An 18,355-nucleotide genomic window follows, 5' to 3' on the forward strand; every position below is an offset into this window, starting at 1 on the left:
ACGATGACCACGAACAATACCCCTCTCCTCACCATCGACAACCTCGACGTCAAATTCCGTCTCGACCGCGAAACCGTGCACGCCGTGCGCGGCGTCAGCTTCAGCCTGAACAAGGGCGAAACCCTCGCGCTCGTCGGCGAATCCGGCTCCGGCAAATCCGTGACCGCGATGAGCATCGTCCGCCTGCACCCGGACAACATGACCGAATACGGCGCAAACTCCAAAATCGCCTTTGAAGGCGTCTCCATGCTGGACGCGCCGCCGGAAACCCTGCGCCAACTGCGCGGCAACCGCATCGGCATGATCTTCCAGGAGCCGATGACCTCGCTCAACCCCTTCATGCGCATCGGCGAACAACTCGGCGAAGCCATCAGCGCGCACCACCCGAAAACGCCTGCCGAACAAATCCGCGCACGCTGCAAAACCCTGCTGGAGCGCGTCGGCATCAACGAAACCGAGCGCCGCCTGAAACAATACCCGCACGAATTCTCCGGCGGCCAGCTCCAGCGCATCATGATCGCGATGGCGCTCATCAACGAGCCTGACCTGCTCATTGCCGACGAGCCGACCACCGCGCTGGACGTCACCATCCAGGCGGAAATCCTTGATTTGCTGCACGAACTCCAGCGCAACATGGGCATGGCGATTATCTTCATCACCCACGATTTGGCGCTCGCCAAACACTACGCCGAAAACGTCTGCGTCATGCGCCACGGCCAAATCGTCGAAAAAGGCGGCATCAAACAAGTCTTTGCCGACCCGCAGCACGAATACACCGTCGAACTTATCAACGCCACGCCCAAAGGGCTGAAAGCGCCGCCACCTGAAGGCGCCGCCGTGCTGCTGGAGGCGAAAAACATCCACGTCGAATTTGTCGTGGAGCGCAGCTTCTTCGGCAAACCGCGCAAAAACTTCCACGCCGTCAAGGGAATAGACCTCACCCTGCATCAGGGGCAGACCATCGGCGTCGTCGGCGAATCCGGCTCCGGCAAATCCACCTTCGGCAAAGCGCTGATGCACATGCTGCCTTATCGCGGCGACATCCGCTTCGAAGGCCAGGATCTTGCCAAAATCAACGAAAAAACGCGGCAAAAACTCAAAGCCGACATGCAAATCGTCTTTCAGGATCCCTACGGCTCGCTCTCGCCACGCCTGACCATCGGCGAAATCATCGGCGAAGGGTTGCTCGTCCACCAGCCGCAACTGACGCGCCAACAACGCACCGACAAAGTGGCGGCGATGCTCGAAGAAGTGTCGCTGTCGCCCGCGATGATCAACCGCTACCCGCACGAATTTTCCGGCGGACAACGGCAGCGCATCGCCATTGCCCGCGCCGTCATCCTCGAACCCAAATTCGTGCTGCTGGACGAACCCACCTCGGCGCTCGACCGCTCCATCCAGGTGAAAGTCGTCGAACTCCTGCGCGAGCTGCAAAAAAAATACCGCCTCTCCTACATCTTCATCAGCCACGACCTCTCGGTGGTGCGCGCGATGAGCGACGAAGTGCTGGTGATGAAACAGGGCGAAGTCGTCGAACGCGGCAGCGCCATGCAAATCTTTAACGACCCGCAGACCGCATACACGCAGCGGCTGATCAAGGCGGCGTTTGACCTGTAACCGGCGCGAGCATCCCATGACCTACGAACAACAACTGCAACAACTCGAAGCGCTGATCAAACAACTGGAAAACGGCGACCTCAGCCTTGACCAGACGCTGGCCGCCTACGAACAGGGCATCGGCCTCGTCCGCGCCTGCCAGCAACAACTGGAGCACGCCGAACAGCGCATCCAGATGCTCAGCCACGACGCCGACGGCGAAGAAACGCTCGTCCCCTTCACCGACCCCGGCGACGACCTGCCATGATTCTCGAAGACGGCAAACCGCTGCGCCGCCCGCTTCCCTGGCGCATCAGCGACTACCTTTGGGGCATCTTCCCCGCGCTCGCCTCGCTCTTCACCGCCATCGCGCTGTGGCAATACGGCCATGCGCGACTGGGGGCGATGCTCATCCCGGCGCCGGAAACCGTCCTCGCCCGCGCCGCAGACATCCTCGCCAACGCCGCCGAACGGCAAAACGTCCTGCTCACGCTCCAGCGCGCCGCCATCGGCATCGGCCTCGCCCTCACCCTCGGCATCGGCACCGGCCTCATCGCCGGCAGCAGCCGCACCCTCGCCCTGCTCGCCCGCCCTGTCGTCACCACCCTGCTCGGCACGCCGCCCATCATCTGGATTGTGCTCGCCATCTTTTGGTACAACATGGGCAGCACCAGCGTCATCTTCACCGTGGTCATCACCACCCTGCCGCTGGTCTTCGCCGCCGCACAAATGAGCGTCGCCACCCTGCCGACGCCGCTTTCCGAGATGCTCTCCAGCTACCGCGTGCCGCTCGCCCGCCGCCTCAAGGCGTTTTACCTGCCGCACATCCTGCGACAAATCCTGCCCGCGCTCATCGTCGCCGTCGGCACCGGGCTGAAAATCACCGTGATGGCGGAGCTGCTCGGCAGCGACAACGGCATCGGCAGCGCGATAGCGAGTGCGCGCGCCATGCTCGACACCGTGGACGTGATGGCCTACGTCGTCCTCATCGTCAGCATCATCATGGGCATCGAATACGGCCTGCTGGAGCCGCTGCGCCGCCTGTTTGACGTGACGAGGCGACAATAACGCCCGCCATACCGCCAAAAACCCCGGTCATCGCCGGGGTTTTTCACATTATTCCTGCAAGCCGTCGGGGCGCTTTCCCGCCTGTTCCAGTATCTGCAATATTTCCGCCGCGTCCGCATCGCCCGCCTGCGCCGCTTTTTCCAGCCAGCGTTTACCGGCCGCCCGGTCTTCGTCCACGCCCAGGCCTTCCAGATACAAACCGCCCAGTTCGCTCATTGCCCGCGCGTCGCCTGCCTCTGCCAGCGGCTGCAACAGGCGGGCGGCCGTGAAGTAATCCTCACGCACGCCCGCGCCATAAATATACATCTGCGCGGCCGCGTAGCGGGTCTCGGCATCTTCACGACGCGCAGCGAGGTCATAGCGCGGATAGTCGCCATACGGCAGACCGGGAACGGCCTGTTCAAACCAGACGCGGTACTGTTCGTTACTTTCCGCCACGCCCTTGCCCTGGCGGTACTGCTCGGCAACGCGCAACGCGGCAAGGCGGTTCCCGTTTTCTGCCAGCCGCTGAAACGCCGCCAGCGCCTCCGCGTATTTGCCGTCGCGGTAAAGCGCCTCTGCCGCGTCCCAACCCTGCCAGTGGGCGCGATGCGCTGCCGCTTCGCTGGCGAAAATGGCGAGCAATTCCACCAGTCTCGGCGCCGCTTGCGCTTCGCTGAACAGTTTCCCGCCGTATTCGTCGAAGGCATCGTTGAAATAGCCGGATTGATAGGCTTCCTGCGGCGATTGCCAGCGGATTTCCGCGCGGGCGGCCGCCGCGAGGATGAGGAGGATGAGGGCAGAACGGGTTTTCACGGGGGGACTCCGGTAGTTGTAGCAGGCGGAATTATTGGCAAAAATATCGCTCCCTGCCATAAAGACAGAGATTGCGGATTTGCTGAACGGCATCTTCGGTAAACGGCAAACCGCTTGCCCATATCTCCAGCCCAAAAATGTCTTCACCATTGCAGTCTTGCAGATAAAGCACGTCTTCCGCCTCATCAAAGCAGATTTTCATCCCGCCCCACTGTTCCCTAATCCAGCCGCCGATGCGCCGCCCGAAGATTTCTCCCTGCCAGCCTGCGCCCAAAAGAATCCGCCGCAATCCGCCATTCTTGAAAGTCATCACGACCGTCTCACCCCGCCACGCCAAATCTTCAAAAATGCCGTCTTTGCCCAAATGGTATTGATGGTAAGAGCATTCGCCCAGTGCTCGTGGCTTGGCAGCTGGCACGCGCGCAAATGGCCAAATATCCAGCCGCTTTGCCACGGCTTCAATAGACATCTCAAACGTTATACCGTCGTAGCCACTGCCCAACTGTGGCGCATGATACAGATGGATGTTGTCCGCCATGATTATTCCTGCAAGCCGTCCAAAATGGCGCAATCGGGCTGATGCTCGCCGTGGCAGGCGTCGTGCCAGCGTTGCAATTCGGCAACCATCTTTTGCAGGCGCGCCGTTTGCGCGTTGAGCGCGGCGATGTGCTGCGCGGTCAGCCGCTTGACCTCGCCCGCGTGCCGCGCCGGGTCTTCCTGCAATTGCAGCAGGGTGGCGATTTGCTTCAGGGAAAAGCCAACCTCGCGCGCGTGGCGGATAAAGTGCAGCCGCGCCAAATCGCCCGCGCCGTAGCGGCGGTAGCCCGCCTCCGAGCGCGCGGCGGGCGCAAGCAGCCCCTGCTTTTCATAATCGCGGATTTGTTTGGCGGTGAGGCCGCTCTGCCGCGCCGCTTCGCTGATGTTCATCGTGCTTGACCTTGACCGTGGGTGAAGGCTTATAGTGCGTCCCGGTGCAGCGTTTCGCAATGCTGCGTGTTTCCACCCTTTGGGAGAATGTTATGCAAACGGTTGTTTTGAATGTGGAAGGTATGAACTGCGGCGGCTGCGTCAAGAGCGTGACCGGCATCTTGCAGGGCGTTGATGGTGTCGCCAGCGCCGAGGTTAGCCTGGAAAACAAAAACGCGACGGTGTCGTTTGACCCGGCGAAGACCAGCCCGGCCGCGCTGGTTGAGGCGGTAGAAGACGGCGGCTATGAGGCGTCGTTGTAATTGAAAACACCCCTCCCCCTGTGGGGGAGGGGATGGGGGTGGGGTTTGTCCGCATTCCTCGATGTTCGTGCGGAAATCGCACCTACCCATTGGCATATATGTAACAAAGCACCAGCCAAACACGGAGCGCACCGCCAGTAACCCCATCCCCGGCATCCATAAAAAAAGCCTTGCTTTTTCATGGATGCCTTCCCCCTCCCCCACCGGGGGAGGGGTATTTCCAGCACTACCCAAATCCCCATGCAGCAAAAAATCCGCTACCACATCGACGGCATGACCTGCCAGGCCTGCGCCAGCCGCATCGAAAAAGTCCTCAACAAAAAACCCTTCATCGCCGCCGCCAGCGTCAATTTCGCCAGCGAAGAGGCACAAATCACCTACGACGACAGCCAGACCGACCCGGCGGCGCTCGTTGCCCTCATCGCCAAAACCGGTTACAGCGCCAGCCTGCCCGCCGACACCACGCCCGCCGACGAACCGGCGCATCCCGGCTGGCGGCTGTGGCTGCTGCTCGCCATCAACCTGCCGTTTCTCGTCGGCATGGTCGGCATGATGATTGGTCGCCACGACTGGATGCTGCCACCGCTGGCGCAACTCGCGCTCGCCAGCATCGTCCAGCTCTGGCTCGCCATCCCCTTCTACCAAAGCGCCTGGGCGAGCATCAAGGGCGGGCTGGCCAACATGGACGTGCTCGTTGCCCTCGGCACCAGCGCCATCTACCTCTACTCGCTCTACATGATGAGCGCGCCGCACGGCCACGGCCACATCTACTTTGAAGCGGGGGTAATGGTCATCGGCTTCGTCTCGCTCGGCAAATACCTTGAGCACCGCAGCAAAAAAACCAGCCTGAACAGCCTCGGCCTCTTGCTCAAACTGACGCCGCGCCAGGTGAGTGTGCAGCGCGACGGCGCTTGGCAAACCGTGCCGCTGGATCAAGTACAAATCGGCGACCTGCTGCGCGCCAATCCCGGCGAACGCATCGCCGCCGACGGCATCGTTGAGAGCGGCAGCGGCTGGGCGGACGAAAGCCACCTGACCGGTGAATCACGGCCAGAGGCGAAAGAACCCGGCAGTCGCGTGCTCGCGGGCGCGCTGGTCAGCGACGGCAGCCTCGTCTATCGCGCCGAACAGCTCGGCAAAGAAACCCTGCTCGGCGACATGATGGCGGCGCTCTCCGAAGCACAAGGCAGCAAAGCGCCGATTGCGCGCATCGCCGACCACGCCGCCGCCATCTTCGTGCCGACGGTGGTCGCCATTGCCGCCGCCACCTTCGCCCTCACCTGGGCGGTCAAAGGCGACTGGACCACCGCGCTGATGCACGCCGTCGCCGTGCTGGTCATCGCCTGCCCCTGCGCGCTGGGACTGGCCACCCCCGCCGCCATCATGGTCGGTATGGGCAAGGCGGTACAGCACGGCATCTGGTACAAGGACGCGGCAGCGATGGAAGAAGCGGCGCGGGTGGATACCGTCGTCCTCGACAAAACCGGCACGCTGACTGAAGGCCGCCCGGAAATCGCGGCGGTGTGGCTGGTGGAAAATGACTCCCTCCCCCGCAGGGCGCAGCCCGCAGCGGGGGAGGGGCGGGGTGGGGGTGAGCGCACGTCGCAAGCTACCGCAGTAAATGCTTCCCTCATTGATGACACTACCAGCCAAAACAACACTGATAATTCAGAAAAAACCGACGAACTCTACCGCCTCGCCGCCGCCGTCGAACAAAACGCCACCCACCCGCTCGCCCGCGCCATTGTCGCAGCCGCCCTGGCTCGTGGCATCGCCCTGCCGGAAACCGCCAACGCCAAAACCGACAGCGGCGCCGGCATCCGTGCGGACATCGCAGGCGTCGGCACCGTCAAAGTCGGCAAACCCGACTACTGCGGCCTCGCGCTCCCGGAAAACCTCGGCGACGTCTGGAACATAGCCAGCATCGTCGCCGTCGCCGTGGACGACCGCCCGCTCGGCGCCTTCGCCCTCGCCGACGCTTTGAAGCCGGACAGCCGCGCCGCCATTGAGCGCCTGCACGCCCGTGGCATCAGCGCACACATCATGAGCGGCGACCACCCCGGCACCGTCGCCTGGATTGCGCAACAACTGGGCATTGACGACGCACGCGGCAACATGAGCCCGCGCGACAAGGCCGCCGCCATAGACGCGCTTAAAGCGGCGGGCAAAGTGGTGGCGATGGTCGGCGACGGCATCAACGACGCGCCCGCACTCGCCGCCGCCAACGTCAGCTTTGCCATGAAAGACGGCGCGGACGTCGCCGAACACACCGCCTCCGCCACCCTGATGCAGCACAGCGTCAGCCAACTGGTCGATGCGCTGCTCATCAGCCGCGCCACCCTGAAAAACATCCGGCAAAATCTCTTCTTCGCCTTCATCTACAACATATTGGGCATCCCGCTCGCAGCCGCAGGCTACCTCAACCCGATAATCGCAGGCGCGGCAATGGCGATGAGCTCCATCTCCGTTCTCGGCAACGCGCTACGGCTGAAACGGGCGAAGATTGAATAACAAATGTCGGGCATACGCCCGACCTGCATTGCCTCATTGCGCCCGCCCGCGAAAACCGCTAACTTACGCGCCCTTTTTTCCCCGGAATATCAAACCCATGACCAATCCCCCGCCCTATTCCCGCCCGCGCAACGCCATTGCCAACATCATCTTTGCCAGCCGCTGGCTGCAACTGCCGATTTACCTCGGCCTCATCGTCGTCCAGCTCATCTACGCCTACAAATTCATGAAAGGGCTGTGGCACCTGCTCACCGAAATGGACACCCTCGCCGACAGCGCCATCATGCTCGCCGTGCTGAACCTGATTGACGTGGTGATGATTGCCAACCTGCTGCTGATGGTCATCATCGGCGGTTACGAAACCTTCGTCTCCAAGCTCAACACCGAAGACCACCCCGACCAGCCGGAATGGCTGAACCACGTCAATGCCTCGGTGCTGAAAGTCAAACTGTCAATGGCGATTATCAGCATCTCCTCCATCCATATGCTGCAAACCTTCATCAACGCCGCGCAACTGCCGGAAAAGGTGATGATGTGGCAACTGCTGCTGCATCTCGGCTTCCTCGCCTCCGCGCTGGCAATGGCGCTGACCGACCGCATCCTTTACAGCACCTCGCACCAAGAGCATTGACGCAACTGCGCCGTCGTTGCGGCGAAGCGGTCGCTATTCGTCAAACTGCGGGTTGTCGCAGAGGTCGGAGATGAGGCAGGAACCGCAGCGCGGTTTGCGTGCGATGCAGGTGTAGCGCCCGTGCAGGATGAGCCAGTGGTGCGCGTCGAGCAGGTATTCGGGCGGCACCCGTGCCATCAGGCCTTTTTCGACGGCAAGCACGGTTTTGCCCGGCGCGATGCCGGTGCGGTTGGCGACGCGGAAGATGTGGGTATCAACCGCCATCACCGGCTGGTGAAAGGCGGTATTCAAGATAACGTTGGCGGTTTTGCGCCCCACGCCGGGGAGGCGCTCCAGTGCGGCGCGGTCGGCGGGAACGTCGCCGCCGTGTTCGTCAATGAGGATTTGGCAGGTTTTGAGGATGTTCGCCGCCTTGTTGTTGTAGAGGCCGATGGTTTTGATGTATTCCTTCAGCCCGTCTTCGCCGAGGGCAAGGATGGCGGCGGGGGTATTGGCGACGGGGAAAAGGCGGCGCGTCGCCTTGTTCACGCCCTTGTCGGTCGCCTGCGCCGAGAGGATGACGGCGACGAGTAGTTCAAAGGTGCTGCCGTATTCGAGTTCGGTGGTCGGCTGCGGGTTGGCGTCGCGGAAGCGGCGGAAGCATTCGGCAATGGTGGCGGGGGTCATGATCTACAGCATTTGCCTCAGGGATTTTCCAGCAGTTGCAGCAGGTTGTGGTAGCGGGCGGGGGCGATGTCGCCGCGTGCCAGCGCGGCGAGGACAGCGCAGTCCGGCGCGGTCTGGTGGTCGCAGTCGGCGAAGCGGCATTGTCCGGCGTGCGGGGCGATATCCGGGCAGGCGTTGATGATTTGCGCGCGGTCAAGGTGTTCGAGCGCGTAGCCGCGCACGCCGGGGGTGTCTATCAGCGCGGTCGTGTCGTTAAGCGGGTAGCGGCGCAGGTTGGTGGTGGTGTGGCGGCCGTGGCCGGTCGCTTCTGATATGGCCTGTATCCAGATGTCGGCGTCGGGTTTGAGGCTGCGGATGAGGCTGGATTTGCCGACGCCGGACTGGCCGCAGAGGATGGTTTGTTTGTCTTGCAGCCACGCGGCGAGTGCGGGCGGTACGCCGTCTTCTTGCAGGCTGGCGCTGTACACCGGGATGTTCAGCGCGCGGTAGGGGGCAAGGCGTTCTTCTAACAAGGCGAGGCCGTCGGCGTCGAGCAGGTCGGCTTTGTTGTGCAGGATAGCGGCGGGGATGCCCGCGTGGTGCGCGGCGATGAGGTGGCGGTCAATCAGGTTTTCTTGCCAGACGGGTTCGGCGGCAATGGTGATGAGCAGTTGGTCAAGGTTGGCGGCAACGGTTTTTGCTTTGCGTCCCTGCCATTTGGCGAGCGCGTTGCGGCGCGGCAGGATGGCTTCAACCACGGCGTGGCTGTCGTCTGTGCGGTGGATGAGAACGCGGTCGTTGCAGGCGATGTCGCCGCTGTGTTTGCGCCAGTCGGCGGCAAGGAGCTGGCCGTGGTGTTCGAGGATGAGCTGGTAGCCGAGGTGGCTGACGACGGTGGCGGTGTCGGCGGCGTCGTGCGCCGCCAGTTTGTCCGCACGGTTGTTGTGGATGCGGCGCCGCTGCTGGTTATTGAGTTTGCCCAACGCCTTGCTCTTGTTCAAAGATGTCGTCGAGTTCTTTTTGAGCGCCCGCGCTGCGCTGTTCGCCGGTGATTTGGCCGAAGCGGTATTGCAGCCAGGTGTCGCGCACCAGGGTGTATTTGTCGGTCGGTTGTTCGCCCGCGACTTTTTCCAGCGGCAGCAGTTGCGCGCGGGTCTGGATGCCGTTGATGGCGGTCAGTGTCCAGTAGCCCGCCTTGTTGTGGTAGGTGAGGCGCTGCGGCGTGGTCGCGGTATCGACGATGCGGCCAAAGCCGTCGCGCACGGTGGAGGGGCCGAACAGCGGCAGCATGAGGAAGGGGCCGCTGTTGACGCCGTAGTGGGCGAGGGTGGTGCCGAAGTCTTCGTTGATTTTCGGGTTGCCCATCGGCGTGGCGACGTCTATCAGGCCGCCGAGGCCGTAAACGGTGTTGTCGATGACGCGGGCGAGTATTTGCAGCGACTGGCGGAATTTGAGCTGGAGCAGGCTGTTCGCCAGCGAGCCGACGTCGCCGAGGTTGCCGAAGAAGTTGCTGATGCCTTTTTTGACCGGGCCGGGGGTGATGGTGTCGTAGCCGGTGGCGATGGGTTTCAACAGGTAGGTATCAACGGTGTCGTTGAAGGCGAACACTTTGCGGTTGAACGGCTCCCACGGGTCGTAGGTGTAGCCGCGTTCGTCGATGGCGCTGCTGCACGCGGTGAGCAGACTGGCGGCGGTGGCGAGGGCAAGGAGTTGTTTTTTCATGATGGGTTTTCTTCCGTTGAAGGGGAGTCGGTGTCGCCATAGACGCCGCTTTGCAGGTAGTGTTGTTTGAGATGGCCGAGGAAAACGTTGATGACGGCGGCGGCGGGCAGGGCGAGGAGGATGCCGACGAAGCCGAAGAGTTGGCCACCGGCGAGGACGGCGAACAGCACTGCCACCGGGTGCAGGCCGATGCGGTCGCCGACGAATTTCGGCGTCAGCACCATGCCTTCGATGCCCTGCGCGATGGCAAAGACGACGACCACGCCAAAAAGATGCGCAAAATCATGGTATTGCAACAGTGCCATGCCACCGGCGAGCAGGATGCCGACGATGAGGCCGAGATACGGCACGAAGCTGACCAGCCCGGCGAAGAGGCCGATGGCAATCGCCATGTCCAGCCCCAGCGCGGTCAGGCCGATGGCGTAGATGATGCCGAGCGCGGTCATCACCAGCAGTTGCCCGCGCAAAAAGCCGCCGAGCACTTCGTCGGAGCGGCGCACCAGTTGCGTCACCGTGCCGAGCGCGCGGCGCGGGATGAGTTCGGCGGTCTTCGCCACCATCGCGTTCCAGTCGCGCAGCATATAAAACGTAATCACCGGCACCAGCACCAGATAGCCGACGAAGGAAATAATCCAGTTCGCCGAGCCCGTCACCTTCGCCAGCACCGTTTTCACCAGCGTCGCCGACGAGCCGAGATTGTCGCGGACGGTGGCGATGATGTCGTCCATGTTGAAGGCACCGGGGGTGATGTCAAACAGCGCGGCGAGCTGCGGCAGCACCGTGTCGCGCAGCCACTGGCCATAATTGGGCAGCTTGCCGACGACGCGGTCAATTTGCCCGCCAATCGCCGGAATAATCACCAAAACCACAAAAGAAAACAGCAGGATAATGCCGGAGAAGACCGTGGCCACGGCAAAGGTGCGCGACATCCGCCAGCGTTGCAGGCGATCCACCAGCGGGTCGCCGAGATAGGCGAGCAGCGTCGCCAACAAAAAAGGTGTGAGGACGGGGGTGAGCAAGTAGAATAAAAAACCGGCAAACAACAGAAGCGCCAGCCAGAATAACGTGTTGGAATTTCTCATTAAAAAGCCACAAAGCCGTGAAAACGGCGCACATTCTAACAGCCCGGAAAACCCCATGCACACCTTGACGACCCTGCTTGACTGGATACGCTACAGCGCGAGCCGCCTCGCCGCTGTCGACCTTTACTACGGCCACGGTACCGACAACGCCCTCGACGAAGCCGCCGCCCTCGTCCTCGGCCTGCTCAACCTGCCCTACGACCTGAGCCCCGCCTACTTCGCCGCCCACCTTACCGAAGACGAAACCACCGCGCTGCAAACCGCGCTCACGCGGCGCATCAACGAGCGCGTCCCCGTACCCTACCTCACCCGCCGCACCCACTACGGCGGCTACGACTTCTACATCGACGAACGCGCGCTCATCCCGCGCTCGCCCATCGCCGAACTCATTGCACGCGACCTCGCGCCGTGGTGGCCGCAAGACGAAGCACCGGAGCGCATCCTTGACCTCTGCTGCGGCAGCGGTTGTCTCGGCATCCTCGCCCAACTGCAACAACCGCAAGCGGAAATCGTCCTCGCCGACCTCGACCCGGACGCGCTCGACGTCGCCCGCATCAACCTTGCCCGCTTCCGCATGGCGGACAGTGTGGCAATCTGCCAGGGCGACGGCCTCGCCGCCGTCAGCGGGCAGTTTGACTGGATCATCTGCAACCCGCCCTACGTTGAGGCGGCAGAAATGGACGACATCGCCGCCGAATACCGCCACGAACCGCGACAAGCGCTGGTATCCGGCGCAGACGGCCTTGACTTCACCCGCCGCCTGCTGCGCGAGGCGCCCGATTACCTCACCGAACGCGGCCTGCTGGTGCTGGAAGTGGGGATGAGCTGGCCGCAACTGGAAGACGCCTACCCCGATGCGGGCTTTGACTGGGTCGAATTTGAACGCGGCGGCGAAGGCGTCTGCATCATCACGGCTGATGAACTGCTCGCCTGGCGCGAAGCGGGGGTGGTGTGAGGCCGGCCATCCCGCCGCAAGCAAAAACGCCGCAATATGCGGCGTTTTTTGTGTTTCGTACCAGCGCGCGTAGGGTGGGGCTTACCCCACCGCCCATGAACAGCGCTCTTGGTACGAGACCGTCAATCTGGTCGCCCGCGCACAAAAAACGCCGCTTACCGCGGCGTTTTTGCTTGCAATCAGCCCGGCGCCAGCCCCGGCCAGTATTCGCTGTCCGGGGTTTTGCGCGCGCCGAAGATGGCCTGGCCGACGCGCACCGTGGTCGCGCCTTCAGCAATGGCGAGCTCGAAGTCGCCCGACATGCCCATCGACAGCTCGGCGATGGCGGGGTTCGTCTCACGCAGGCGGTCGCGCAGTTCGCGCAGACGGACGAAGCAGCGGCGCACCGCTTCGTGGTCGTCGCTAAAGAGCGCCAGCGTCATCAGGCCGCGCGGGCGCAGCGCGCTGTAGGCGGGCAAGGCGCGGATGAAGGCGTCGGCAGCGTCCGGCGTCATCCCGTATTTTTGCGGTTCGTCCGAGGTGTTGATTTGGATGAAGACGTCAAGGCTGCGCCCTTCTTGTTGCAGGCGGCGGTCGAGGTCGGCGAGATAACCCGCAAACCAGTCGGCGGGAATGGCGCCGCCGTGGATCGTGTCGTAGTGCGGGGTGTTGGAGAAAAGGACGGTCGGCACGGCAGCGGGTTGCGGGCGGCGTAGTCGAGGGTGTGGGTCATAGGGTTCCTTTGTCTTTGAGATAGGGGCAGGCTGCTGCCAGAGAAGATTGTTGTGTCACGGAATGTGTCAGTAACAGAAACGTTATTGTAACGGGGCTGTTATCGCAAGCCTGCATGGGTATCCCGTTAAAAAAGCAGCAAAGCCCATCTCTTCCCCCTTATAATGCTCGCCCTTTTATTTCAGAACCTTAGGAAAATCATGAAAAAGCATTTCGTCCTCAGCGCACTTACCCTCGCCCTGCTCAGCGCTTGTGGTGGCAGCAATGGTGGCAATAGCGATGGCGCCGTCCTGCCGCCTGCCGATATAAATGGCAGCCAGACCGCCCGCAGCAGCAATCCGTCTACGCAGCAGACGGGTAACGCCCCCCAGCAGCCCGGTGGCAATACGCAGCAGGCAGGCAATACCCAGCAAAATCCGCATCCGCAACAGCCGGATAACAGCAGCCAAAATCCGCAGCAACCCGGCAATAACAATCAAAACAACCAGCCCAACAACAGCGCGCTGACCATCACTCCCCGTAGCGGCGAACTGACTGGCGCTACCTACACCTTGACGACCGGGATTCTGAGCACCCCCGTTGCCCGCAATATCCGTGACCAAAGCAACCTCAGCGTTGGCCAGATCAAACTGCCCACCTTCGCAGCCAGCGAGCACAAAGGTGGCCTGCTCATCTTCAACAACATCAACGGCAAAGAAGACCTGTCCTACAACAGCTTCCAGGTCAGCGACAACAGCTACCGCTACATCCAGTTCGGCAACTTTAATTTTGACCAGAATGATGAACGCCTGTTTTTCGCGCGCGGCAACGAAACCACACAAATGCCGGGCGGCGGCAGCGCCACTTACAGCGGCGACAGCATCCTGAACTTCCACAACAAGGACGAACAGTACCTGCGCACCGAGACCGGCACGATGAGTGCCCGCGCCGACTTCGCCAAGGGTACCCTCGACCTTAGCGTCAAAACCCCGTCACACAGCGGCAGCATCACCGACGCCCACATCAACGGCAACGGCTTCCTCGGTGCCGACGAGAAAAAAACCGTCATTGGCGGTAATTTTGCCGGGCCGTTGGCTGAAGAAATCTTCGGCTCTTACAGCCACATCGACCAGGACGGCAGCACCGTATGGGGCGGCTTTGGCGGCAAAAAACAATAATTTATGCCTCGGCCTGTCCAAAAAGCCCCTGCCCGCAGGGGCTTTTTTAATGTTTCTCTTGACGGAGCCAGTAGCTACGCCGCTTGGCGGGCCCAGGTTTTATCCCGCTTGGCGGCCGAAGATGTGCATTAACGGTTTTCCGGCGCGAGTCCCGGCCAGTATTCGCTATCCGGGGTGCGGCGCGCGCCAAAGATAGCCTGGCCGACGCGCACGGTGGTCGCGCCTTCGGCGATGGCCAGTTCAAAGTCGCCGGACATTCCCATGGAGAGTTCGGCAACGGCGGGGTTTTGTTGTTGCAGGCGGTCGCGCAGTTCGCGCAGGCGGATGAAGCAGCGGCGCACCGCTTCGTGGTCGTCGCTGAACAGCGCCAGCGTCATCAGGCCGCGCGGGCGCAGTGCGCTGTAGGCGGGCAGCGCGCGGATGAAGGCTTCGGCGGCGTCCGGTGCCATGCCGTATTTTTGCGGTTCGTCCGAGGTGTTGATTTGGATGAAGACGTCGAGGCTGCGCCCTTCCTGTTGCAGGCGGCGGTCGAGCGCTGCGGCGATGTCGAGGCTGTCCAGCGCCTGAAATTCGGCGGCGAAGCGGGCGACGTATTTGACTTTGTTGCTTTGCAGGTGGCCGATGACCGCCCATTGCAAGCCTTCAAGCGCGGTAAGCGCCTGCCATTTGTCGTAGGCCTCCTGCACTTTGTTTTCGCCGAGCAGGCGGATACCTGCTTCATAGGCGTAGTGCAGGCGTTCGGCGGGCACGGTTTTGCTGACGGGCAAAAGCCGCACCTCTGCCGGGTCGCGGCCACAGGCGGCACAGGCGGCGTGGATGCGCGCCTGGATGCTGGCGAGGTTGGCGGTGATTTCGGCGGCGGTAGTCGCCTGTGGGTAGAGTGGTGCGGTCATGGTCAGGCCTTTTTGACGAATTCGGATTTGAGCATCATGCCGCCGAAGCCTTCGATTTTGCAGTCGATGTTGTGGTCGGCGCCCGGCACGAGGCGGATGTTTTTCACTTTGGTTCCCTGCTTGATGGGCTGGCTGCTGCCTTTCGGCTTGAGCGCCTTGATGAGGACGACGGTGTCGCCATCGGCCAGCGCCACGCCGTTGGCGTCCAGCACCGCCGGGGTGTCGTCGCCCGTGGCCGCTTCGCCGTCGCGCCATTCATGGGCGCATTCGGGGCAGATGTTCAAGTCGCCGTCTTGGTAGCAGTAGTCGCAACCGCATTGGGGGCAGTGCAATTCGCTCATGTGATTCTCCTGTTTGGTTATGCGCGCCCATTTTACGGCAATGGCGCGGCTGGCGTTGCCGCGTTATAATGCCTGTATGTGGATTTTTGTGAAAATTTGGGAGTTTTTATGCAAAGTTTGGGTGAATTCATCGTCATGCGTCAGGCCGAATACCCGCAGGCCAAGGGCGAACTGAGCGGCATCCTCGCCGCCATCCGCCTCGCCGCAAAGGTGCTGCACCGCGATATTAACCGCGCCGGGCTGGTGAACGACATTCTCGGCGAGGCCGGTTCGGAAAACGTGCAGGGCGAGGCGCAGAAGAAGCTCGACATTTTCGCGCACGAGAAAATCAAGGCGGCTTTTTTGGCGCGCGATAACGTCGCCGGTTTTGCCTCGGAAGAAGAAGAAGACTTCATCGCCTTCCAAAGCGAGAAAAACCGCAACGCCAAGTACATCGTCCTCACCGACCCGCTCGACGGCTCATCCAATATCGACGTAAACGTCGCCGTCGGCACGATTTTTTCCATCTACCGCCGCGTAACACCAATAGGCACACCGGTTACGCTCGAAGACTTCCTGCAGCCGGGCAACCGCCAGGTGGCGGCGGGCTACGTCGTCTATGGTTCCTCGACCATGCTCGTTTACACCACCGGCAACGGTGTCAATGGCTTCACCTACGACCCCTCGCTCGGCATCTTCTGCCTCTCGCACGAAAACATCCGCATCCCGGACGACGGCACCATGTACTCCATCAACGAAGGGCAGTACCTCAAATTCCCGCTCGGTGTGAAGAAATACATCAAATACTGCCAAGAGCTGGACAAGGACACCAAGCGCCCCTACACCTCGCGCTACATCGGCTCGCTCGTCGCCGATTTCCACCGCAATATGCTCAAGGGCGGTATCTATATGTACCCGTCGGGCAGCAGCTACCCCAACGGCAAACTGCGCCTGAACTACGAAGCCAACCCGATGGCCTTCCTCGCCGAACAGGCAGGCGGCAGCGCCACCAACGGCTACAGCCGCATCCTCGACATCCAGCCGACCTCGCTGCACCAGCGCGTGCCGCTCTACGTCGGATCCAAAAACATGGTCGGCAAAGTCATGGAAATGATCCGCGACAACCCCGATCCGGAGCGCAAACCCGCGCAGTAAGCACCATCCGCCCACTTACATACACCCTGAGCGCTCCGGTGTATGTAAATAGCGCCGTAGGGTGGGGCTTGCCCCACCGTCAAGCCAATGGTGGGTCAAGACCCACCCTACAGTAATGCCGCCGCTACAAAACCGCTCGGCAAACCACCATCAAAAACCCCAAACCCAACCTTCACCCTGCAAGGGTAGGCCACCCCGCCAAAACCGATATCGCAATCCACGCAACGCCCTGTACGGTGTTGCGTCGACTGACCGGGCACCCTAAAAAATGGCTTCGCCATTTTTTAGGGAAACCCGCGCCGTACAAAAGCGTACTGCCTTCGACGACGCGCCTTGTACAGAACGCTGCGTGGATTGCTATAAAATTGCGCCTTTCCCGCAAAAAGGAACCCGTATGTACGACATAGAAGTCCAAAGCGAACACGACGCCCGCCTCTACCCGGCGGGCGAACCACATGGATACGCCTGCATCACCCTCCCCGAAACCTGGGTACACGCCGCGCCCGACGCCGCGAGCGCCCGCCTCAGCCAATACACCTACGGCGAACCGCTGCGCATCTACGACCAGCGCGACGGCTGGCTGCACGCCCAATCCCTGCGCGACCACTACAGCGGCTGGATTCCCGAAACCGCCGCCGAACACCGCGACGACGAACCGGCATGGACGCACATCACCCTCGCCGTCGCCCCCGTCACCGCCGCGCCCGACCTGAAAAGCGCCTACCGCGCCACCCTGCCGCCCGACGCCTGCCTGACCGTCACCGCCGAAGACGGCGACTACCTGCAACTGCACGACGGCGGCTGGCTGCACCGCCGCCACGCCACCCCCGCCGACCTGCCCGGCGACATCATCACCGCCGCGCGCCGCCACCTGGGACGCAGCTACGTTTGGGGCGGACGTGGCACCGCAGGCCTCGACTGCTCGGCACTCGCCCAATGGAGCTACCGCCGCGCCGGGTATAACATCCCGCGCGACAGCGACCTGCAAGAAAAATACCTGGAAGCGCACCACACCCGCGTCCACCCCGAAGAGCTGACGCGCGGCGACCTGCTCTACCTGCCTGGCCACGTCATGATTGCCAACGACGCCTACACCGTCATCCACGCCAGCGGCTACCAAATGCAAGTCGTCGTTGAAAACCTGAGCGAAGCCATCGCCCGCTACAAACGGACAATGGGCGAAAAATACCGGCTGCGCGCCTACCGCTGGGACGCGAAAACACCGTTTGTTCACGTCTTTGAATAACCGCCGATATGCACCCTCCCCCTGTGGGGAGGGCTGGGGTGGGGCAGCAAACCATCCGCGCCAGCGACTGCACGACGCAAACCGCCATTGCCTGACGGTGGGGCAAGCCCCACCCTACCGGTGGATGGCTATAGTATGAGGCTTTATGGTGGGGCAAGCCCCACCCTACAGCCCCTGATAGCAACCCGCCTTCAATATCCAACCGCCCCAAAACCATGACCATCCGCCCCGCCACGCCCGCCGACCTGCCCGCCCTGCAAACCCTTGCCGTCGCCTGCAACGTCTGCCCGCCCGGCACGGACGACCGCGTCTGGCTCGCCGCTGACGCCTCCGGCGCGCCGCTTGCCTTCATCGCCTGCGCACCCGTGCTGGACGAAATGACCCTGCTCGCGCTCGCCGTCTGCCCCGCCGCCCGCCGTCGCGGCCTCGCCACCGCGCTGCACCAGACGGCGCTTGACGCACTGCGCCCGGCGCTCGCCTTCCTCGAAGTCCGCGTCGGCAACCGCGCCGCGCAGGCGCTTTACCATCGCCTCGGCTACCGCGACAGCGGCCGCCGCCGCGATTACTACCCCAACCCGGACGGCAGCCGCGAAGACGCCCTCGTCATGCGCTGGCAGGCCGTTCCCACGGAATAACCCC

The 18,355-nt window shown here is 62.4% G+C and carries 20 protein-coding genes and 1 pseudogene; 11 read left to right on the forward strand and 10 right to left on the reverse strand.

Going from position 1 to position 18,355, the window contains the following annotated elements; translation table 11 throughout:
• Positions 1-3: 3 nt before the first annotated feature.
• From ACO54Z_RS01305 to ACO54Z_RS01315, 3 genes are read left to right on the forward strand one after another with little or no spacing between them, the layout of a single operon-like run.
• A complete protein-coding gene (locus tag ACO54Z_RS01305; RefSeq protein WP_485995388.1) occupies positions 4-1,617 on the forward strand; it encodes an ABC transporter ATP-binding protein in 1,614 nt (537 codons plus the stop codon).
• Positions 1,618-1,633: 16 nt separating this feature from the next.
• Positions 1,634-1,864 (forward strand): exodeoxyribonuclease VII small subunit, encoded by a 231-nt coding sequence (locus ACO54Z_RS01310; protein WP_298080503.1) that lies wholly within the window; start codon positions 1,634-1,636, stop codon positions 1,862-1,864.
• Positions 1,861-2,664 carry an ABC transporter permease gene (locus tag ACO54Z_RS01315; RefSeq protein ID WP_485995389.1) on the forward strand — a complete coding sequence of 268 codons (804 nt, stop codon included), beginning with the start codon at positions 1,861-1,863 and terminating at the stop codon, positions 2,662-2,664. The genes ACO54Z_RS01310 and ACO54Z_RS01315 overlap by 4 nt, the downstream gene beginning before the upstream one ends.
• A 48-nt stretch (positions 2,665-2,712) precedes the next feature.
• Here the strand turns inward: ACO54Z_RS01315 and ACO54Z_RS01320 are convergent, their stop codons facing one another.
• The 3 genes from ACO54Z_RS01320 to cueR are packed head-to-tail and all read right to left on the reverse strand — an operon-like array spanning position 2,713 to position 4,386.
• Positions 2,713-3,459 carry a tetratricopeptide repeat protein gene (locus ACO54Z_RS01320; protein WP_485995390.1) on the reverse strand — a complete coding sequence of 249 codons (747 nt, stop codon included), beginning with the start codon at positions 3,457-3,459 and terminating at the stop codon, positions 2,713-2,715.
• Positions 3,460-3,490: 31 nt separating this feature from the next.
• Positions 3,491-3,997 carry a hypothetical protein gene (locus tag ACO54Z_RS01325; protein ID WP_485995391.1) on the reverse strand — a complete coding sequence of 169 codons (507 nt, stop codon included), beginning with the start codon at positions 3,995-3,997 and terminating at the stop codon, positions 3,491-3,493.
• Positions 3,998-3,999: 2 nt separating this feature from the next.
• Positions 4,000-4,386, reverse strand: a complete 387-nt coding sequence (cueR, locus tag ACO54Z_RS01330) for a Cu(I)-responsive transcriptional regulator (protein ID WP_485995392.1) — start codon at positions 4,384-4,386, stop codon at positions 4,000-4,002.
• Between the two features lie 92 nt (positions 4,387-4,478).
• Here cueR and ACO54Z_RS01335 point away from each other — a divergent pair, with 92 nt between their 5' ends.
• From ACO54Z_RS01335 to ACO54Z_RS01345, 3 genes are all read left to right on the forward strand, one after another.
• Positions 4,479-4,688 (forward strand): heavy-metal-associated domain-containing protein, encoded by a 210-nt coding sequence (locus ACO54Z_RS01335; protein ID WP_298081228.1) that lies wholly within the window; start codon positions 4,479-4,481, stop codon positions 4,686-4,688.
• Between the two features lie 240 nt (positions 4,689-4,928).
• Complete coding sequence (locus ACO54Z_RS01340; protein ID WP_485995393.1) at positions 4,929-7,199, forward strand: heavy metal translocating P-type ATPase; 2,271 nt, start codon at positions 4,929-4,931, stop codon at positions 7,197-7,199.
• A gap of 97 nt (positions 7,200-7,296) precedes the next feature.
• Positions 7,297-7,830, forward strand: a complete 534-nt coding sequence (locus ACO54Z_RS01345; protein WP_298079963.1) for a TIGR00645 family protein — start codon at positions 7,297-7,299, stop codon at positions 7,828-7,830.
• 33 nt (positions 7,831-7,863) lie between these two features.
• Here the strand turns inward: ACO54Z_RS01345 and nth are convergent, their stop codons facing one another.
• Genes nth through ACO54Z_RS01365 form a run of 4 tightly spaced genes read right to left on the reverse strand, consistent with a single transcriptional unit; the run spans position 7,864 to position 11,279 of the window.
• Complete coding sequence (gene nth / locus ACO54Z_RS01350) at positions 7,864-8,496, reverse strand: endonuclease III (protein ID WP_298079964.1); 633 nt, start codon at positions 8,494-8,496, stop codon at positions 7,864-7,866.
• A gap of 17 nt (positions 8,497-8,513) precedes the next feature.
• Complete coding sequence (rsgA, locus tag ACO54Z_RS01355; protein ID WP_485995394.1) at positions 8,514-9,458, reverse strand: ribosome small subunit-dependent GTPase A; 945 nt, start codon at positions 9,456-9,458, stop codon at positions 8,514-8,516.
• Entirely contained in the window at positions 9,442-10,197 is a 756-nt protein-coding gene (locus ACO54Z_RS01360; RefSeq protein ID WP_485995395.1) for an MlaA family lipoprotein, read from the reverse strand. The genes rsgA and ACO54Z_RS01360 overlap by 17 nt, the downstream gene beginning before the upstream one ends.
• Complete coding sequence (locus ACO54Z_RS01365; RefSeq protein ID WP_485995396.1) at positions 10,194-11,279, reverse strand: AI-2E family transporter; 1,086 nt, start codon at positions 11,277-11,279, stop codon at positions 10,194-10,196. Before ACO54Z_RS01365 ends, ACO54Z_RS01360 begins: the two co-directional genes overlap by 4 nt.
• Before the next feature lie 55 nt (positions 11,280-11,334).
• Here ACO54Z_RS01365 and prmB point away from each other — a divergent pair, with 55 nt between their 5' ends.
• Positions 11,335-12,234 carry a 50S ribosomal protein L3 N(5)-glutamine methyltransferase gene (gene prmB / locus ACO54Z_RS01370; protein ID WP_485995397.1) on the forward strand — a complete coding sequence of 300 codons (900 nt, stop codon included), beginning with the start codon at positions 11,335-11,337 and terminating at the stop codon, positions 12,232-12,234.
• 179 nt (positions 12,235-12,413) lie between these two features.
• On the opposite strand, the pseudogene ACO54Z_RS01375 reads toward prmB, so the two are convergent.
• Positions 12,414-12,812, reverse strand: a pseudogene (locus ACO54Z_RS01375) (alanine racemase); the annotation flags it as partial.
• 333 nt (positions 12,813-13,145) lie between these two features.
• Between ACO54Z_RS01375 and ACO54Z_RS01380 the strand changes: the two are divergent.
• Positions 13,146-14,102, forward strand: a complete 957-nt coding sequence (locus ACO54Z_RS01380; RefSeq protein WP_485995398.1) for a transferrin-binding protein-like solute binding protein — start codon at positions 13,146-13,148, stop codon at positions 14,100-14,102.
• A gap of 128 nt (positions 14,103-14,230) precedes the next feature.
• Here ACO54Z_RS01380 and ACO54Z_RS01385 read toward each other — a convergent pair whose 3' ends face one another.
• Together ACO54Z_RS01385 and ACO54Z_RS01390 are read right to left on the reverse strand one after the other, a co-directional pair.
• Positions 14,231-14,995 (reverse strand): YggS family pyridoxal phosphate-dependent enzyme, encoded by a 765-nt coding sequence (locus ACO54Z_RS01385; RefSeq protein WP_485995399.1) that lies wholly within the window; start codon positions 14,993-14,995, stop codon positions 14,231-14,233.
• 2 nt (positions 14,996-14,997) lie between these two features.
• A complete protein-coding gene (locus ACO54Z_RS01390) occupies positions 14,998-15,336 on the reverse strand; it encodes a zinc ribbon domain-containing protein YjdM (RefSeq protein WP_485995400.1) in 339 nt (112 codons plus the stop codon).
• Positions 15,337-15,444: 108 nt separating this feature from the next.
• Between ACO54Z_RS01390 and fbp the strand changes: the two genes are divergently transcribed.
• From fbp to ACO54Z_RS01405, 3 genes are all read left to right on the forward strand, one after another.
• Complete coding sequence (gene fbp / locus ACO54Z_RS01395; protein WP_485995401.1) at positions 15,445-16,470, forward strand: class 1 fructose-bisphosphatase; 1,026 nt, start codon at positions 15,445-15,447, stop codon at positions 16,468-16,470.
• Positions 16,471-16,864: 394 nt separating this feature from the next.
• Positions 16,865-17,716 carry a C40 family peptidase gene (locus ACO54Z_RS01400; RefSeq protein ID WP_485995402.1) on the forward strand — a complete coding sequence of 284 codons (852 nt, stop codon included), beginning with the start codon at positions 16,865-16,867 and terminating at the stop codon, positions 17,714-17,716.
• 215 nt (positions 17,717-17,931) lie between these two features.
• Positions 17,932-18,351, forward strand: coding sequence for a GNAT family N-acetyltransferase (locus ACO54Z_RS01405; protein ID WP_485995403.1), 420 nt, complete (start codon positions 17,932-17,934; stop codon positions 18,349-18,351).
• The last annotated feature ends 4 nt before the right edge of the window (positions 18,352-18,355 follow it).

It is taken from the genome of Cardiobacterium sp., assembly GCF_057314735.1.

Bases quoted from the DNA above. Each gene is read 5' to 3' on its own strand.
- ACO54Z_RS01305 (WP_485995388.1), top strand. From the start codon at position 4: ATGACCACGAACAATACCCCTCTCCTCACCATCGACAACCTCGACGTC.
- ACO54Z_RS01310 (WP_298080503.1), top strand. From the start codon at position 1,634: ATGACCTACGAACAACAACTGCAACAACTCGAAGCGCTGATCAAACAA.
- ACO54Z_RS01315 (WP_485995389.1), top strand. From the start codon at position 1,861: ATGATTCTCGAAGACGGCAAACCGCTGCGCCGCCCGCTTCCCTGGCGC.
- ACO54Z_RS01325 (WP_485995391.1), bottom strand. From the start codon at position 3,997: ATGGCGGACAACATCCATCTGTATCATGCGCCACAGTTGGGCAGTGGC.
- cueR (WP_485995392.1), bottom strand. From the start codon at position 4,386: ATGAACATCAGCGAAGCGGCGCGGCAGAGCGGCCTCACCGCCAAACAA.
- ACO54Z_RS01335 (WP_298081228.1), top strand. From the start codon at position 4,479: ATGCAAACGGTTGTTTTGAATGTGGAAGGTATGAACTGCGGCGGCTGC.
- ACO54Z_RS01340 (WP_485995393.1), top strand. From the start codon at position 4,929: ATGCAGCAAAAAATCCGCTACCACATCGACGGCATGACCTGCCAGGCC.
- ACO54Z_RS01345 (WP_298079963.1), top strand. From the start codon at position 7,297: ATGACCAATCCCCCGCCCTATTCCCGCCCGCGCAACGCCATTGCCAAC.
- nth (WP_298079964.1), bottom strand. From the start codon at position 8,496: ATGACCCCCGCCACCATTGCCGAATGCTTCCGCCGCTTCCGCGACGCC.
- ACO54Z_RS01360 (WP_485995395.1), bottom strand. From the start codon at position 10,197: ATGAAAAAACAACTCCTTGCCCTCGCCACCGCCGCCAGTCTGCTCACC.
- ACO54Z_RS01365 (WP_485995396.1), bottom strand. From the start codon at position 11,279: ATGAGAAATTCCAACACGTTATTCTGGCTGGCGCTTCTGTTGTTTGCC.
- prmB (WP_485995397.1), top strand. From the start codon at position 11,335: ATGCACACCTTGACGACCCTGCTTGACTGGATACGCTACAGCGCGAGC.
- ACO54Z_RS01380 (WP_485995398.1), top strand. From the start codon at position 13,146: ATGAAAAAGCATTTCGTCCTCAGCGCACTTACCCTCGCCCTGCTCAGC.
- ACO54Z_RS01385 (WP_485995399.1), bottom strand. From the start codon at position 14,995: ATGACCGCACCACTCTACCCACAGGCGACTACCGCCGCCGAAATCACC.
- ACO54Z_RS01390 (WP_485995400.1), bottom strand. From the start codon at position 15,336: ATGAGCGAATTGCACTGCCCCCAATGCGGTTGCGACTACTGCTACCAA.
- fbp (WP_485995401.1), top strand. From the start codon at position 15,445: ATGCAAAGTTTGGGTGAATTCATCGTCATGCGTCAGGCCGAATACCCG.
- ACO54Z_RS01400 (WP_485995402.1), top strand. From the start codon at position 16,865: ATGTACGACATAGAAGTCCAAAGCGAACACGACGCCCGCCTCTACCCG.
- ACO54Z_RS01405 (WP_485995403.1), top strand. From the start codon at position 17,932: ATGACCATCCGCCCCGCCACGCCCGCCGACCTGCCCGCCCTGCAAACC.